Origin of the sequence: Hufsiella ginkgonis (assembly GCF_009834915.1) — a bacterium.
Taxonomy (GTDB): Bacteria; Bacteroidota; Bacteroidia; order Sphingobacteriales; family Sphingobacteriaceae; genus Hufsiella; species Hufsiella ginkgonis.
The window spans coordinates 786501-802495 of sequence record NZ_WVHS01000001.1 but is presented as its reverse complement, the minus strand read 5'-3'; the positions used below and the strand labels follow the sequence as shown (position 1 = coordinate 802495).

At 41.7% G+C, this 15995-nt stretch carries 19 protein-coding genes; 12 read left to right on the top strand and 7 right to left on the bottom strand.

Going from position 1 to position 15995, the window contains the following annotated elements; translation table 11 throughout:
* Positions 1–76: 76 nt before the first annotated feature.
* The 3 genes from GS398_RS03435 to GS398_RS03425 all read right to left on the bottom strand — a co-directional run bounded on the left by GS398_RS03435 (position 77) and on the right by GS398_RS03425 (position 2128).
* Entirely contained in the window at positions 77–961 is an 885-nt protein-coding gene (locus GS398_RS03435) for a DUF3037 domain-containing protein (RefSeq protein ID WP_160905315.1), read from the bottom strand.
* A complete protein-coding gene (locus tag GS398_RS03430; protein WP_160905314.1) occupies positions 958–1788 on the bottom strand; it encodes a HipA family kinase in 831 nt (276 codons plus the stop codon). The genes GS398_RS03435 and GS398_RS03430 overlap by 4 nt, the downstream gene beginning before the upstream one ends.
* Positions 1789–1873: 85 nt before the next feature.
* Positions 1874–2128, bottom strand: a complete 255-nt coding sequence (locus GS398_RS03425) for a helix-turn-helix domain-containing protein (RefSeq protein WP_202405943.1) — start codon at positions 2126–2128, stop codon at positions 1874–1876.
* Between the two features lie 331 nt (positions 2129–2459).
* Here GS398_RS03425 and GS398_RS03420 point away from each other — a divergent pair, with 331 nt between their 5' ends.
* The 3 genes from GS398_RS03420 to GS398_RS03410 all read left to right on the top strand — a co-directional run bounded on the left by GS398_RS03420 (position 2460) and on the right by GS398_RS03410 (position 3554).
* The gene (locus GS398_RS03420; RefSeq protein ID WP_160905313.1) at positions 2460–2732 is read left to right on the top strand and encodes a hypothetical protein; all 273 of its coding nucleotides are present in this window, start codon (positions 2460–2462) and stop codon (positions 2730–2732) included.
* A gap of 82 nt (positions 2733–2814) precedes the next feature.
* Complete coding sequence (locus GS398_RS03415; RefSeq protein ID WP_160905312.1) at positions 2815–3141, top strand: LytR/AlgR family response regulator transcription factor; 327 nt, start codon at positions 2815–2817, stop codon at positions 3139–3141.
* A gap of 23 nt (positions 3142–3164) precedes the next feature.
* Positions 3165–3554 (top strand): hypothetical protein, encoded by a 390-nt coding sequence (locus tag GS398_RS03410; protein WP_160905311.1) that lies wholly within the window; start codon positions 3165–3167, stop codon positions 3552–3554.
* A gap of 74 nt (positions 3555–3628) precedes the next feature.
* On the opposite strand, the gene GS398_RS03405 is transcribed toward GS398_RS03410, so the two are convergent.
* Both GS398_RS03405 and GS398_RS22800 read right to left on the bottom strand, forming a co-directional pair.
* Positions 3629–4012, bottom strand: coding sequence for a type II toxin-antitoxin system VapC family toxin (locus tag GS398_RS03405; RefSeq protein WP_160905310.1), 384 nt, complete (start codon positions 4010–4012; stop codon positions 3629–3631).
* Entirely contained in the window at positions 4012–4134 is a 123-nt protein-coding gene (locus GS398_RS22800; protein ID WP_369410234.1) for a DUF2281 domain-containing protein, read from the bottom strand. Before GS398_RS22800 ends, GS398_RS03405 begins: the two co-directional genes overlap by 1 nt.
* A 1486-nt stretch (positions 4135–5620) precedes the next feature.
* Here GS398_RS22800 and GS398_RS03395 point away from each other — a divergent pair.
* The 6 genes from GS398_RS03395 to GS398_RS03370 all read left to right on the top strand — a co-directional run bounded on the left by GS398_RS03395 (position 5621) and on the right by GS398_RS03370 (position 11512).
* Positions 5621–5836: an Arm DNA-binding domain-containing protein gene (locus GS398_RS03395; protein ID WP_160905975.1), complete on the top strand. Its 216-nt coding sequence runs from the start codon at positions 5621–5623 to the stop codon at positions 5834–5836.
* Between the two features lie 166 nt (positions 5837–6002).
* Positions 6003–7565: a Fic family protein gene (locus GS398_RS03390; protein WP_160905309.1), complete on the top strand. Its 1563-nt coding sequence runs from the start codon at positions 6003–6005 to the stop codon at positions 7563–7565.
* A gap of 597 nt (positions 7566–8162) precedes the next feature.
* On the top strand, positions 8163–8750 hold the full coding sequence (locus GS398_RS03385; RefSeq protein WP_160905308.1) for a DUF2971 domain-containing protein: 588 nt from the start codon (positions 8163–8165) through the stop codon (positions 8748–8750).
* Positions 8751–8758: 8 nt separating this feature from the next.
* Positions 8759–9016 (top strand): hypothetical protein, encoded by a 258-nt coding sequence (locus GS398_RS03380; protein ID WP_160905307.1) that lies wholly within the window; start codon positions 8759–8761, stop codon positions 9014–9016.
* 468 nt (positions 9017–9484) lie between these two features.
* On the top strand, positions 9485–10441 hold the full coding sequence (locus tag GS398_RS03375; protein WP_160905306.1) for a hypothetical protein: 957 nt from the start codon (positions 9485–9487) through the stop codon (positions 10439–10441).
* Positions 10442–10810: 369 nt separating this feature from the next.
* Entirely contained in the window at positions 10811–11512 is a 702-nt protein-coding gene (locus GS398_RS03370) for a hypothetical protein (RefSeq protein ID WP_160905305.1), read from the top strand.
* Positions 11513–11878: 366 nt separating this feature from the next.
* Here the strand turns inward: GS398_RS03370 and GS398_RS03365 are convergent, their stop codons facing one another.
* Together GS398_RS03365 and GS398_RS03360 are read right to left on the bottom strand one after the other, a co-directional pair.
* Positions 11879–12343: a DUF4265 domain-containing protein gene (locus GS398_RS03365; protein ID WP_160905304.1), complete on the bottom strand. Its 465-nt coding sequence runs from the start codon at positions 12341–12343 to the stop codon at positions 11879–11881.
* A gap of 884 nt (positions 12344–13227) precedes the next feature.
* Positions 13228–14052, bottom strand: coding sequence for a hypothetical protein (locus GS398_RS03360; protein ID WP_160905303.1), 825 nt, complete (start codon positions 14050–14052; stop codon positions 13228–13230).
* A gap of 49 nt (positions 14053–14101) precedes the next feature.
* Between GS398_RS03360 and GS398_RS03355 the strand changes: the two genes are divergently transcribed.
* The 3 genes from GS398_RS03355 to GS398_RS03345 are packed head-to-tail and all read left to right on the top strand — an operon-like array spanning position 14102 to position 15810.
* A complete protein-coding gene (locus tag GS398_RS03355; protein ID WP_160905302.1) occupies positions 14102–14611 on the top strand; it encodes a hypothetical protein in 510 nt (169 codons plus the stop codon).
* 2 nt (positions 14612–14613) lie between these two features.
* Positions 14614–15288, top strand: coding sequence for a hypothetical protein (locus GS398_RS03350; protein ID WP_160905301.1), 675 nt, complete (start codon positions 14614–14616; stop codon positions 15286–15288).
* 12 nt (positions 15289–15300) lie between these two features.
* Positions 15301–15810 (top strand): hypothetical protein, encoded by a 510-nt coding sequence (locus GS398_RS03345; RefSeq protein WP_160905300.1) that lies wholly within the window; start codon positions 15301–15303, stop codon positions 15808–15810.
* The last annotated feature ends 185 nt before the right edge of the window (positions 15811–15995 follow it).

The following is a 15995-nucleotide window of genomic DNA, read 5'->3' as shown; positions in this document are numbered from 1 at the left end:
GTAGCGATCAAGTTAGAAATGAGCAAATGCTTTGCTTTAATCTGAAAAGCATTAGTAATGGTAACTAAGCTACTAATTATGTACTCAGCAAGGCTTCAACCGTTTGGTGCGTATAATCCTCCAACTTATCTGGCTCGATCAATTGAACAAACTTAGGCTGTTGCAATAACCTGATCGCGTTATCATATGCTTTAAACAAAGGCTTATGTTTAGGTTTAGCCAGAATTACATCAAAAATATAATCCGACTTTCCGGCGTAATCCTGTAAATCAATAAAGCGCCCATAGTACTGGTAAGCCTTACGATCAATCGACTCCGATTTTTGCAAATCGAAGCTTATCGGTTTTACTAGGTGAAGGTTTGATGAACTGTTCCAGGCAATGTCAAACCTTAACTTGCTTTTTTCGGGCGGTGCGATTTCGTAATCGAGGTGAAAGCTGTTTTTATTACCAAGCACACCTAACTCATCATTACTAAATTGCTTTAGCAACTTTTTATAGTTTCCCAGCAATACACTTTCGTCAATTCGGCGAGCCGTAGTTTCGTGCAGTTGGAAAACGGAGAAGTACAAATTATATAGCTGGTCGCAAATAACTTCGATATCGGGTGTATAAAGCAACCCCTTCCGATAGTTGCCAAACTGTAGTGCTGATGAGTCAGAGGGAAGAAATTCCTTATCTATAAACCGTTCCAATGATTCGGATAAAGCGTCATCGGCAAATACTTCGGGTTGAGCATTTAGTTTGCTAACCCTTGTTTCAAAATACTTAAAATATGCCTTAATTGTCTTTTCGGGCACATTGGGATAGGCGAAACGTAACCGGAGAATCTTATCCGGAAAGATAAAGCGGAGTACTTTTAAATCGGGAAAATATACCAACAGGCCAATATTTAGCACTTCCCCCAAAACCTGGGAGTGACGATATTGTAAGAGGCCGTATGTATAAGTTCCTTTCTTCATCGGATTAAACCCAATAAAATGTTACAGTACTGAGATGCGTTTTGTTTTAGCAGGCTAAGATACTCATTTAACGAATCAATGGAGCCTGCTGGTATATTTTCCTGCTCCAAGTTTTGTGCATATTTCACTATCCCGGCAACATTAAGTTTGCTCAAATTCTCTTCAAATTCATTGAATAAGTGTACTTTTTTGCCCTTGTAGCTTTTAAGCTTTTGGTAAAAGATATGCCTGCCATATTGTATCATATCAATATTCCCGGCCTTAATACTTTTCATCAGCTTATTAATGCCGGTTGAACTGGACGATGCCAGGAAGAATAAGCACAACTCGTGGTCAATTAGCGTAAATCCGTCATCATCCACCAGTAGATTCGGCTTATCCCGAAATCCTCCGCGGTCTGTGTTAATCACCATGCAATCGAAGGCGAACAATTTGGCGAGTTCGGCTGCAGGGGATGACAGATTGCCAACTTCGGCCATAACTAGTGTCGAGCTGTTTAATAGCCTCGATGAAAATGTTGGTGCATACTGTTTGCCCTCCAAAAACTTAATTTGCTCGTCAGTAAGGGTTTCGACAAAGTCATTTGAAAATGTCATAATCGCACTGTCCGGGACAACTAAATCCAGTTCCCTGGCGAGTTCTGCAACTATAAATTCTGAAGCAAGGGCGCAGTCATTTAGTGCATGATCTTTTTTAAACAGCTTAACTACGTAAGCTTCTGCAATCGGTAATTTATTCCCCTCTTCAACAGCAAGTACGATCCAAGGCTTGGTCGACCCGCCTTTTTGAATGTAATCTTCAAACTGTACCGCTGTTAATTTTTTCAAAAAGATTAGCTATCTGGCTTTCAGCCGAAAGGATGAAAGGCAATGTTTAGGCTAAGGTAATAAAAATGATAGTTGTATTGTAGATTTAGAAATCTAGCAATTCCTTTGGTTTCACTCCCAATCCTTTAGCAATCTCAAGCAGAGTAGTAAAATTAAAGTCCTTCTTTCCGTTCTCGATATTGCTGAGGTTTCCCTTTGTTACATCACACCTCGCAACTACAGTATCCTGGCTCAAACCTAACTTGTCTCTTAAGTCCTTTAGATGCTTGCCAAAGTCTTCTAATCGCTTTTTGTCTCGCTGTTCATTCATTGCCACATAAAAACAGCTATTTTTTTTCAATTCTTTGTTACAAGAACTTGCAACAGTGGGTGCTCATTACTATATTTGATTATAAATCAGAAAGACAAAATGAAGCATTAAAAAATTACTTTTGCGGTATTCCTTCTAGTATTTGGAAGCATTCGCACTTAAGAATCTCGTCTTAGAAAACTGGCCTTTTCAATTTGGGAACGAGACAATAAGTGAAGATGCTCACACCGGTATAGGTGTGGGCCTCGCTTATTCGTTCCCGGGTATGCCAGTACCTCTAAGACGGTAAGCTTGGTTCCACACCTTATTTGTTGTGGCCTAAGCATAATCAACCCAAGTTTACCCCTTAAAACCCAAACTGATGAGCGCTACAACAAACACCATGGCTCACGAAGCCGTTCTCACACAGGAACAATTCAAATCCGTCCAGGCAGACGTCGAGTACTTTTTCGTCAACTATCCACCCAAAGAGCTCCGAAAACTACTATGGCAACTATACAGCGGCTGGGTATACAACTCAGCGGATCACGTAACCAAAGAAGACATCCATAACATGCTCTTTTTTTACGAGCAGATCGGCGATTTCCTGAACGATTCCTACCGGCTTAGCAAAGCCTTGAACGAGGTTCGATAGGGATTGGGTGAGATAGTTCATAATTATGCAGGCCCAAACAAACCCTCTTGACCCTGAATCTTGCTTCTTCGTGAAGAGCAGCATGAAGGGAAAGGTTGTCCGCATTCCAATAGAGGAGATCGTTTATATCGAAGCCGCACAAAACTACTTGCTCATTCACCTGGAGCGTGACGAATACCTCACCTATCTCACCATGAAAGAAATTGAAGCGGTGCTCGATCCGGCCTGCTTCATCCGGATTCATAAATCGTACATCATAAACTTTAATATGATCCGGTCTGTAGAAGGCGGCGCGGTGATACTCACGAACAAGACAGCATTATTGATCGGTGCCAAATTCAGAACGAACCTCGATCAGCAAATCCTCCCCAGGCTATTGCAAAGCAAACGGCTGGAAGGAGACAATTAATGAAAGAACTTAAAAATAGGGTTATGACAGCACACGTTGGCAAACTGATAGAAGCAGTGGTGAAGGAAAAGAGACTGACCACCGCTGAAATAAAAGTAGCTCTAGGCATCAACGGCAGAAGCCCCAGCTATACCTATAAAAAGAAAAGCATGTCCGTAGAGGAGCTATGGCGGATCAGCGAAAGCTTAGATCACGACTTTTTCGCCGATTTGAAACCTGTGGTGACCAATGAGCGCTTGCACGATGCCAAGTTTATCGAACGGCTCTTCAGAACCGAGAAAATTAAACGGATCAATGCGGCCATCTGCTTTCCGCAAAGCCTGGTAAAAGACTTGGGATTGTTCCTAAAGCAAATCGGGGACGTTGGCCTCAAGATGGGCTTCAAAGTAGGCGATATCGATCCGACGATGTAAGGAAACGTTGTGTAGGTGGTAAGAAAACCTCTTATAAATGCACGGGTCGATCCGGAATGGTTATTAAATTAACTTCACCAGAACGTCTTTACCGGGTAGTTGGTAAAATGCTCATCCCGGCTAATTATAGCAAGGCCCTCGGTTATTGCTTGCGAAGGGATCATTCGGTCGAACGGATCACGGTGATGCAGCTCCAAAGAGAGCACTCGCGAGGTATGTTCGATAGCGAGGGGCAGCAATTCAAAGCCGTTGCGCTCAAGTTGGCGTTTCAATTCCGAAAAGGGGAGAGCAATATTAAGCTTGCCAATATTTATCTTGATGGCGATCTCCCAAAACGACACAATACTTACAAATTTAGCTGCGGTAGGATCTTCGATTAGCTTCCTGGCTTTATCTGAAAGATTTTGATCTCCATTGATAAACCACAGGAAAGCGTGTTTATCCAGCAAGTAATCCACTACATATAGTCTTTAAAGTCTTCCAGCGGAGCATCAAAATCAGCGGACATTTTGATCTTCCCCTTAGCGCTGCCAAACTGCGGAACAATACTTTCCTTCTTTTTGGCGGATTTAGCTACCAGGGAAATCGATAAAATCCGACACTTCAGCTTTTAATGCCGGTGGAAGCGACTCGAATTTGGTTTGTAAGGTGATGTTGCTCATGATATCTTCTCCTTAAACAAAAATAGGAATATGTTTCGATAACATCGCAAACGCCCGAAGGGATTCGAATGTTTACGACATCTTATCGATGGATCTAAAATGAGTCGACCTTATTCCTCCATCGCCATTTTGCCGCAGCAAATTTCTGATCGCCGGGCTGTACAGTCAAGGCCGGGGCCCTTCGGGTTTTTGTAATTTTTTCTCCACCCTCCGCTGCGCTCCGGGTAGTAAAAAATTACAAAAAGCCTTGCCTTGTAGCCCGGCGGCTTCAGGGCTGGCAGCTAGAAAATGGCAATGGAGGGGTGTGCGGGGGAAGAACCTAATGACCGACTTTGAATGGGATCAGACTCTTGTTTTAGCTACGAAACTAATGTAACGTTCTTTGCTAACCTTGTACGCGTTTAAACCGTCTTCCAGCGTAAATACACCCAACTCAACACCCTGTTGAATGCTTCTACATAACCGTTGTGAACGATCTTGATTATCACTAAACAGTTCTTCGGCGATATAGCCTTCTTCTCTGAAATCTTCCTTATTTGGAAACATGAAGTAAAAATATTGATTTCTCCCTGATTTGGCTATGTGATTTCACCAAGGACTTTAGTTTACCAAAACGCCTCACTGCGGCGATCATCGCCGCAGAAACCCATTTTGGTAAACTAAATCTATAAAATTGGCTCTTTTCCATTTCCCAAATTTCTCCCTATCTTTACTCCCAAGGCTCATTGACTTACGAACCCTCCATCCGGTTAGCCCTACAACCCTCCCACAAAACGGCCCAAAATACATGTGCCCTTTTCGGTTACCAGCTATCCTGGAGATTGATGTAACCTGCTTACAATCATTCATTTATAAAATGGCTAGATCATCCTGCCATCCCGACTTTTAAGGGTTCATCAGAGCCCAAAAAGCCTTTAAATCGATGATTTGAAGGCTTTTTTATTTTAAATCAGCCTAAAGTATTCATGTAAAAACAACCTGTATGGGACCTATTCGGGGGATGCGCGGCCAGTATGCCTTGTTCTGCCGATACGACATGAGGGCGAAGATAGGGGTTTTAGGTTAGACGTTGTACGTGCAGGGGGCAACGGGCTATGAACTATCGACACGGATCTTGCAATACGTATTACGACCCATTTCGAGTTTTTACATTTGGGTCCCTCGAAGCACTGTAAGTTACTGTATGTCAGTAGTATGTGTGATTTATTTTGGCTCATTTTGAAGCAATTTATGTCGCATTCGTGATATCTCCCGGGACCTATCGGAAGCTAAATCATTCAAAAACGGCCAAAGCAATGCTTTGAAAAATTGAATACATATGAACACAGAAAACACCTTCGGAGTGAGCTTTTACCTTAAGAAGGCAAAGCCAATCAAAACGGAAAATGTCCGCTATGCGCACGGATCACGGTTAATGGCAGGCGGATAGAAGTGTCCTTAAAGCAATCGATTCAGGAAAGCGACTGGAACGCGGTAAAAGGGGTTGCAAAAGGGAGCCGAAAAGAGATCGTCGCCCTGAATAACTACCTCGAAAGGCACCGTGCGTCAGTTGTGAGTTGCTACCAGGAACTGAGCTTGCAGAAGAAGCTTATCACTGTAGAACTGATCAAGGAGATGTAGAGCCATTTTATTCCTGGTAGTTGTAAAGAAGGCAGACGATAGTAATTGTAGTAGCACAAACGATAATAATTGTAGTAGAACAGACGATAATAATTGTAATCGTACAAACGATAATAATTGTAACAGTACATTTTAGTACATTTGTATTGTGATAACAGCATAAGCAATGGCAACACCTAGAGAACGTTTCGTTGAAGCGCTTAAAGCACTAAAGGAAGTGCAGGATAGAGGCGTTATAGCTGTTGGCGCTTCCGATTTGCCAAATAAATCGCAGCGCTCGTTGTTGGCCAAGCATGGATTCCTGATCGAAGTCTTAAAGGGCTGGTATATCCCCGCTGATCCTGGTGAAAAAAAAGGAGACAGCACTGCTTGGTTTGGTTCGTATTGGGATTTTTGTTCGCGGTTTCTTGAACAAAAATATGGGGACAATTGGATAATTTCTCCCGAGCAATCCTTGCTTATTCAAGCCGGGAACTGGACAGTCCCCACCCAATTAATTGTGCGGTCACCGGATGCGAGCAACACGGTAACTCCGTTTCCGCATAACACCTCGCTATTCAACTTGAAAAGCGATTTGCCTGATCCAGATTTGCGAACTATGCAGAATGGCATCAGGATGTATACATTACAAGCTTCGCTGATCTATTCATCAGCCAGCATTTTCACCAGGAATCCTGTCGATAGCCGGACAACGCTTTCCATGATCCGGGATTCTTCCGAGCTGCTTCCTGTATTACTGGAAAACGGCCATACTACCATTGCCGGCAGGCTAGCCGGTGCTTTTCGTAATATCGCCAGGGAAAAGATCGCCGATGGCATCATCGACACCATGAAAGGCGCTGATTATGCGATACGTGAATCCGATCCGTTTGAATACCAGCTTCAAGTGAATCTTTCTTCGCGTGAGCGTTCGCCAGCGGTAAACAGGATCAAGTTCCTTTGGCAGGAAATGAGAGAAGTGGTGATCGACAAATTTCCAAAAGCTCCCGGACTGCCTAAGAACGTTGCTAACTACCTCCAGCGGGTCGATGATATTTACGTAACAGATGCCTATCACTCTTTATCCATCGAGCGGTACCGGGTAACGCCCGAGCTGATTGAACGTGTGAGCAGCGGCAAATGGGACAAGGATGGCAATGAAGCTGATAAAAAGCAACGTGATGCAATGGCGGCTCGTGGCTATTGGCTGGCGTTTCAGAAGGTAAAGGGGTCTATCGGCAAAATTCTCGATGGAGCTAATTCCGGATCCGTTGTCGATAAGGATCGTGCGAAATGGTTTACGGAACTATTCGATCCCAGTGTAGCTGCAGGAATACTAAAGCTATCGGATTTGGCTGGCTATCGTAGCAGCCAGGTGTATATAGGAGGATCTAAACACACCCCATTACCTGTTGATGCGATGAGGGATGCCATGCCGGTGTTGTTTGAACTCCTCGAAGAAGAACCTGAAGCATCTGTGCGGGCCGTACTGGGACATTTTATCTTTGTATTTATTCATCCTTATATGGATGGGAATGGGAGAATGGGGAGGTTTATAATGAATGCCATGCTTGCCTCGGGAGGGTATCCTTGGACGGTGATCCCGGTAGGTAAGCGGGAGCGGTATATGACAACCTTGGAAAAGGCTAGTGTGGAGAATAACATTGGGCCGTTTGCTGAATTTATAGGGGAATTGGTGTTACAGAGTATGCAAGGGCATCCGGAAGCGAATCTGGAAGGGATTGGCTAGCTATTTATTCTGTTTACTGATTTGATGTAGCGGTTTGCTAGGGGCTTTTAACCTGTATTACCTTTCCCTTAAGTATAAGCATCGTGTAAGCTTACAGTTATGAGAGATCACAGTGTACTGACAAGATCGTGCCAATTATACGTCAGCAGTAGTTCAAGAGCTGATCAAAATTGTCTCGCTAATATATTTTAACCACAGTATTGTTCACTTCTTCCTATACAACCGGAAAGTGATAGGAAGAATCCTTTTGCTTGCCTTGTCTTCAGTTTAACTTGTCTTTTTTTTTTATTTTAAACGTATATTAGCTTAATATGGGATCTGCGTTATAGACTTGATCTGGTTAATTTTGATACTTCAGGATGAAAGAAGCTTTTGTTTCTTTTATCAACAGTAATCTCATGACTTATGGGTTATTACGGATGTTGGTCAAATTTACTAAGTATCTCACGCCAATATTAGAGCGGTAAGTTACAGTTTTTCTTGTATTTACATTTCGCAACAATTTTAATTGAGCAATCTGGATGAAAGATACACCCAATTCTATTAGTACTATTATATTTGGTTTTCTTGTATAACCAGCTAATTCATCGATCACAGATGGCCCAACGTCTATTGTATAAATATCGTAGCTTAAATAATTTTAAGAACTTTGTCGACATCATTCTACGTAACCGTTTATATGCTTCGTTGTATAAAGAAACGAATGATCCCATGGAGGGCCAATATTATTATTATCAAGGCAATTATGATAGAAGAATATTGCGTATCATACGGGAAAACAAGCAGAATGTCCGGGTATGTTCACTGAGTCGGAACAATAATAACAAACTTATGTGGTCTCATTACGCCGACGGCCAACGGGGCGTTGCTATTGGTGTCATGGTCGACTCGGATGTGGTTGATTTAAGGCCTATAATATACGAAGGGCTCCATCATCTTTCTGGTGAAATCGATGAACGTCAAGCCGCACGGACAATTCTGATACACAAACTAAATATCTGGACTTATGAAGAAGAAGAGCGCATCTTCCTAACTGAAGGTGTATATGTGCCAGCGGAAGTTGTACAGATCATTACTGGACGTGTTATGAGTTCACAAGACTTTTCTATGATACGTGATTTGGTCAACCAGATCAATCCGCGAATTGAGGTTATTCGGGCAGAACAAGTAATGGACGCTCTATAAAGATTAACGTGAGTATAGTACACTTATACCGTGGTGATAGCATATATAATGAGTGTACAAATCCAAGTGGATTTCGCTCAGAAGGTATCCGCTCGGCAGCTTTCGGGGGCGGCGGAAACCCAAAAAATATTGAGAACTTGGGCGGGCTATCAACGATCAAAGCACATATCGATCATTTACTAGAGTCGGATAAAAATTATTACAAAATAACTGACTTCATTTCCTTTACTAAAGACGAGGCAATTGCAAAAAAAATGGGCAGCTGATTTGAAGGCTGAGGATTTAATTTCTTGCAATGTCCCATATCAGGAAACACGTTACGTTTTTCATTTAAGTATCGCTGAAGCTGAATTAATGCCGCTTGCAAAGGGGATATGGGCTTATCAATATCAATGCACTCCGCACAAACGCTAAGCCTTTCGTTATGATAGTATCATTACGACTTTAGCGCTGCAACATGCAGGTTGCGGAGTCTGCGGAGGTATTTGTAAAGCACATTCTCTAATTTTGATTAAGCCTGAATTAGTAATGGAAGACTTGGCTACTCAAAATCGGTATAAAAGAGCGTTGAAACTCGCAATAAAAAATGACGAATGGCTGCTTTTGCCGAACGACATGATTGAGCAGGGGCATTTCAGGCAAACCAGAATCTATGTGGCGGATTTTTGGGCGGCTGATCTTTACGTAAAAAAGGACGAACCGATCCGCATATTGGATTTTTTTATATTAAGGTAATGCGGGTTAAAGAGGAAGATTCGCCAATCATCAAGGCCGTAAATCAGGTCTATCATGGCACTACTATCGCCGATTTGGAAGCCGACTATTTTCATCAATATGGTCACATCGATCGCTGGACACTTTTCTCCGACTATAGTTTTGCCAGTGGTAAACTCAACGACGTTGTAACTTTTTCTTTTTTGCCTTTTATACAGAATCCTTTTGAACTAGGGAGCATGATCAATTTGCTGGCTCCGGGTGAGATTAAACAAACCAGGTCTGTTAGCCCAGCTTTTGCCAGCTTTCTAAGACATTTACCATTTTTAAGTTTTTCGTTTGTTATCTCAAATCACAAATATGGATTCTACAACAACTATCAGAATTATAAGGCATCGTTGCTATTGTCGCTAGACAACCTTTACAATTCGATCCCTGGATGGAACGAACAAGATCCATTTCAAAAAGAAACAAATATAGCGATAGGAAGAAAGATCAAGAAAATCCGAAATTATATAGAGCAAGATAAGAAACACCGCGTTTTAAGAAATCTTATCCTGATCACTACGATTGGTGGATTTTTAGCCACACTGGTAGCTAACCGTACGCAGTGTACAAAAATGGGGTGGTTTTCAGACCGGGACGAAATCAATGACATGGAAAAGAACTTTTCTCTTGATCTTTTCAATATTACCTTTATCCAATACCTTTACGATAAATACCTTTGTAAATTTCTTGCCGCACCAGCCGATAGCAAAAGTGACGAATTTTATGCAGACCTAATAAAAATTCCGGATTATTTAACCGGTGCATTAGCCGATTATAATCAAACGAGTCAAACGGCATCACACTCCAAGTTCAGCACTTTAATTGACGATGTCATTGCGAATAATCGGCGGAATATTTTTATCTACAATATGGATTTTCATAACGGGCAATATTTCCCAACTTGCTCAAGACTCATGTTTAATCGATAGAGCACCAATTCCTTAAGTCTTATGCTATCTGCTAATTCACTACTAACAAAACAGCCGCCAGGCCTTTCAATCCCAATTTTATGTGTGGTACGGCGACGTTTACAATCGTAAGTCTCTTCGACATGAGTTAGCGTTCTGCTTCCTTATCATATACAGAAAATGATTTGAGCGGACCCTCCAAATGAGGTTTTGAAATTATAACCGTATCAACTGCTCCCCTAAAGCATTTGCATTAGCATACGTTGATGACTCTAGACTACAAATGTTATTATCTTTAAATTAGCAAATGTATGTAACGATATTCAATTAATGGTTACCGCTTATCTAGTTACAAAATCGATAAACCAAGATTAAAATGACTAAAATTCTATGAAATTTACATTAGATTACGTTCGGAAAGGCCTAGAGCGCAATAAAATTTTTTTCGAAGTCATTGTTGCCATTGTGCTAACTGGGATGGGCATCGTGGTATCTATAGAAGCAAATCATATAGCCGACACGCAAACCAAAATTATGCGACAGGAGAACCTTCCGCAATTCGAGTTAATCATGGAGCAGGAGGAAAATGACAGCTTAAATATTAAGGATAATGATATTTTGCACGTTTTTAACAGAGGTGGAAGATTAGTTGACTTTGAATTCGATCATGTGGCGTTCTTAAACTTCACTCGCTGGCGCGAAACTAGTTCAGATACGTTAAGGTTACCGCTAAGAGGATACTATAACATGGGCGGAAATATAACCGGAAATGATGTAGGTGAAGTGTTTAACATCGACAACGATCATAATGGATTGCATGAAGTTAGAATCAGAAACGCTTTTTATGATGCAAAAATTGCCTATCCTGAAGTTGAGACTTTTGCGAAGCTAAGTTATAAGGACATGTTCGGGGACACACATGAAGAATATTTTAAAACGAAACTTGGGATTTCTAGAATCACACGGCAAGAATGGCTGAAGGTTGAATCCCTTTATAAAGAGTCAAGACAATATTACTTTCCTGGCCTTAGTGTAACCGAATTAGTTAAGTATGCTAGTACAGGGGACGCTAAACAGATTACATACCACTGATCTGGAGAGAGCTCGATATTCAGTAACAATATTGGACATTCTTTGTGAATCACTTGCCTCGGTCAATAGCTTTTACGGAGAAATCAGCGCTTACGATAACTGAGATTGGCTTTCAACTTGATATGATCCTATGCAAAGAACCGCGAAGCCAAACAATATTATCATTTAAAACTTTTCAAAACCCGGTCGAAAGGGCCCAAACTGCATTTTGGCGAATAAATTATACACTAGACTCGCAATTAGATGGGCCCTTTCGCTTGAACGACGGCCGCATCGTGGACTTGATGAGATCGAATGATGAGGAACAATAACCGCTAATAAACTTATTACTTTGGTAATTAGTTGTTGTTCAGATTAGCTTATCATTCAATACTGATGTCCATCAGCCAGGACCGGTTCCGCATAACCGATAACGTTGTTATTTTCCAATTCCGATAGTTTCTGTTTAACAGATCTATAGTCGACATTTACAGGGATTTCCAGCACGAAATAACCTTCGCTGGCTTTTTCGGATGGGCAACCCATGTCGTTGAATATGTCGCGAATGTCGTTGGCAACGGTGTTTTTATCCATAATAACAACTTGGACCGTTGAGTTGCCGGAAAATTCGACTGTTTCACGATAGGTCAGCCTCTCTTCGTCATCGTCATATTCTGCAAACACAATATCATCCGATGCAATGGAAGCGTAAAATGGGATATTTGCAATTTTATACAGTCCCTTTTCCTGGTCGACCACTTCTGCCCACATGGTCTCGACAGTCCACTCATCCAGCACATTGCTGTAAAATCTGAAAAGTATCTTTACGACTTTGTTATCTTCTTTTGCCATCAAACTATCTGTCATTAGATCAATCCCTCGCGCTTAAGCAAATCCGCATATTCATCCTGTATAACACCATCATTCACCAACTTTACTTCATCTAGGGCGAAATTCTTTTTTATAAATCCTATAGCTTCATCGAAATCCCCGGAAGTAAATACGGGGAACTCTCTCTATCCGGGTCGACGGTGGAAAATTCGTATAGGTCAACAAAATCCAGGCTACCCTCATCGTAATGCTCGCAACAGGTTACCTCTATATCTCCTGTATCCGATCGTGTCAAACTGAGGTAAGTCAGAATTTCCTGGTCATCCGATATTCTCCCTAGAAAAACCTCAATGGTTTTGCCTAAGTTTAAATAGGTTTTAGCTGTTTGGTGGTCGAGGTACCTGGCCATGTTTTAAGTGAGACACATTCACCCTAAACTAATCATAATTGGTATTATATCTTTTCCGATCTTAAAAATCTTCTCATAAAACCTTAAATTATACTATGGATATCCGATTTCTGGTTTTACGTAGCAGCGAACCGCAGCAACTGGCGGAGTTTTACAGTTTGCTAGGACTTACCTTCGATTCTCATAAACACGGAAATTCACCCTATCACTACTCAGCTACCATCGGCCAAACCGTCTTAGAGATATACCGCTTGCCAAAAATCAAACGGAACCAGATAAGAATTTGCGCATTGGATTCGGGATTGATGATTTCGACGGAACGATTCTAAGCTGAAAGAGCAACAGGCGGTGTTCTTTTCAGATCCCGCACAAACAGATTTTGGTTATGTGGCAATTATCGGCAATCCTGATGGGCGGAAAATTGAGTTGTATAAAAAATAGCGGTTTGATGCCGTGCATAGATATTTCAGTACAATTGCTCTAATTTCGCTTCATCTTACTGAAAAGGCGAAGGAAAAAAATGTTTAATAACCGCTATTATAGCGAGAAATATTCCTATAAAAAGGAATAGCCGTGCGGTTCTTCTCGTTTTCAGCTGGTAGGCGGAAAAAAAGGAATATACGGCCATTAGAAGGGTGATGGAGATCACCCCGGTAAAAAAGTATCTTGCCCTCTCACTCAAGCTATAATCCTGAAAAGTAAATTGGCGGATGATCTGAAAGGATGCTTCTGCCAGGAGGCTCACTAATACACCCAGGATGATCAACCTGATTATACTAGTACCAGGATCGGCTCTTAAGACTCTTTTTTGAACGGCAATAATACAGGAAAGGTAGATTACCGTGATTAATAAGCCATCTAACTTAAATGGGGTGCCTGGAATAGTTTTAAGGAGTAACCCTCCTAAAAGCCATAAGAGCAAGAGTCCGGAAAGCGCAATACCGCTAAACGTGAGCGCTGTTTTATTGATGAATGTTGACATCTTGGTTCGAGGAAGAACCTGAAGATATTGACAGCGTTCTCTCCACCTCTCCAGCGCGATTGCTGTCTCTTCTTGTTTATCGTCAAAATATATCCAACAATTGCAGGCATTGGATATCCTCTTTAGGTTCTCGATATCGTTCGCAGAGATCATCCCCTGCCCATATTTCCGTTCGCCATGCAATAAAGCGTTCCAAAGGTCATACTCAAGACCATCCATCCAATCAGCGCCAAAGCATCGTTCGGAAATGTCACTCATGCAGTCAGCCAGTGCCTTTTGTTCAGGGGTTAAATCAGTATACATTTGTTTTGCAATATCTCGCCGGATGGAATAGTCCAAATTTACTAGTTCGCGACTAAAGTTATCTGCAGACCGTTATCATTGTAGCATGAAGTTCATCCTCAAGCTTAAACATTGGCAAGCTTTTATATTCATTATGATAGGAGTTATACTCAGCAATTTCACCGTTGAAAATAATTCGTCTGTTACTACTGTGATACGTATCGTCGGCATTGTCCTATATTTTCTTTGGCCGTTTCTCGTGGGTAATGGGCTTTATCATTATTTGCCCGAGCGAATTGAATTAAACTATAATTTATTCGTCATTAATAGCGGTTTATGGCTAACCATATATTTAGCTGCGATGATTATTTCGGACGGCCAGGGCATTACTTTTACCGGCGTTTATGTACTACTGATGTTTTATGTGATCTACGCTGTTTTAAACTATCTGGCATTCCCTGCACAATTACTGAAGTCACTTGAAGTGGGTAAAAAAGCACGTTTAAGTGATTATATCGGCGATTTCTTCCTGGTGGCTTTCTTGCCAATAGGTATATGGTTTCTGCAGTCGCGAGTGAATAAAATAGTTGATAATCAAGCTTCTTATAACGAATAGCCATGCATTACGAACTCGAAAAGCCTATCTGGACAGACTCCGACTTCGACGACATGGGTTGGCACGATGCAACGATTTATAAGATTCGCGTGGCCGAAGACCTCGAGCTCGACATCGATTACATTTTTAAATGGAACCAGCCAGAAGTTGAGGGGATGCCCTTTACATTTTGGGTGGCACCAGCCACTTTGGTATTTAAGAACATCAGGCACCTGAAGTTCGAAGTGGATATCTTGGAGGGGTATACGCTCGAAATTGAGGATATCGAGCGGCAAGCTGGTGAGGAGGGTACTGTTTGGGCTATTATTACCACCCGTGGCGATTTCGAGTTTATGTGCGATGGGTATGAGCAATTTATCAGGCAACCGCCGTCATTCCAGTTTGGCCAGTCCATCTCCTATATTGAACGTTCAGGGGTTTCGCTTGAGAGAATTACAAACCTAGAAAACCCCAATATCCTTGAAGAGCGCTGGGTCAAACAACATAAAGAAGACCTGGAGCATTATGAAAACGCCAAAAAACGTCAGCTGAAACGGAACGAAAAAGAACTTTTAGAGAAATCGAGAGATGAAGGCTCGATCGATACGAAACAGTACCTTTTAAAAAAGAAGGAACTGAAAGATAGCCTGGAATATTTCGATTACTGGTTGAAAGGCACGAGATTCGAAAAGTATTAATCAAGAGCGACGATGGTTCTGTTTGCGTTTCTTTTAATTGCTTTTTTCGCGGTAACAGCCGGGATCGCCTACCTCGTCCTATATTTTCCAATAAAATGGATCTTCGAAGGAAGAGCCAGACGCATTGCCAGGCTCTTATTCCCCTTCCTGTTTGGGCTCTTAACTTTCGCTTATTACCTATTTACTTCGCCGGTATATAATAACAAGGTCGCGACGATCGAAGAAGTTGGCGGCAAGTACGAAATTATCGTCACTGGTGAACGGATGCTTATGGTTCATGATCCAATATCGCTTTTACAACGGAAAACCTATTTGGATAGCATGAGATTCGTCATCCCTCGCTCGCAAGGGATTATTAACGCGCGTGAGATACCTGCTGATTCTTTTTATGATAAGCTATCTGGTAAAATGACCCTTAACGATGACGATCTGCTTATTGAGCTTTATTACAAAGACTTTGACGATAAAACCAACAAATCCTTAATATGGAACGGTAAGTATAAAATACTGCGGATTCAATGATGTGGCAAAAAAGCCCCATCTACGCTACTCCCGCGTGGAACTCAGGTCTTCACTTCGATAGGGCAGTACAAAGATATGATTTGTCGAGCCTTCAAATCAATAGCTTATTGCACCCCTTTCCAAATAAATATCTTCTTCCTATCTTTACCCTACACTCGTTCCTTGAATCATCCGTTACCGCCCGA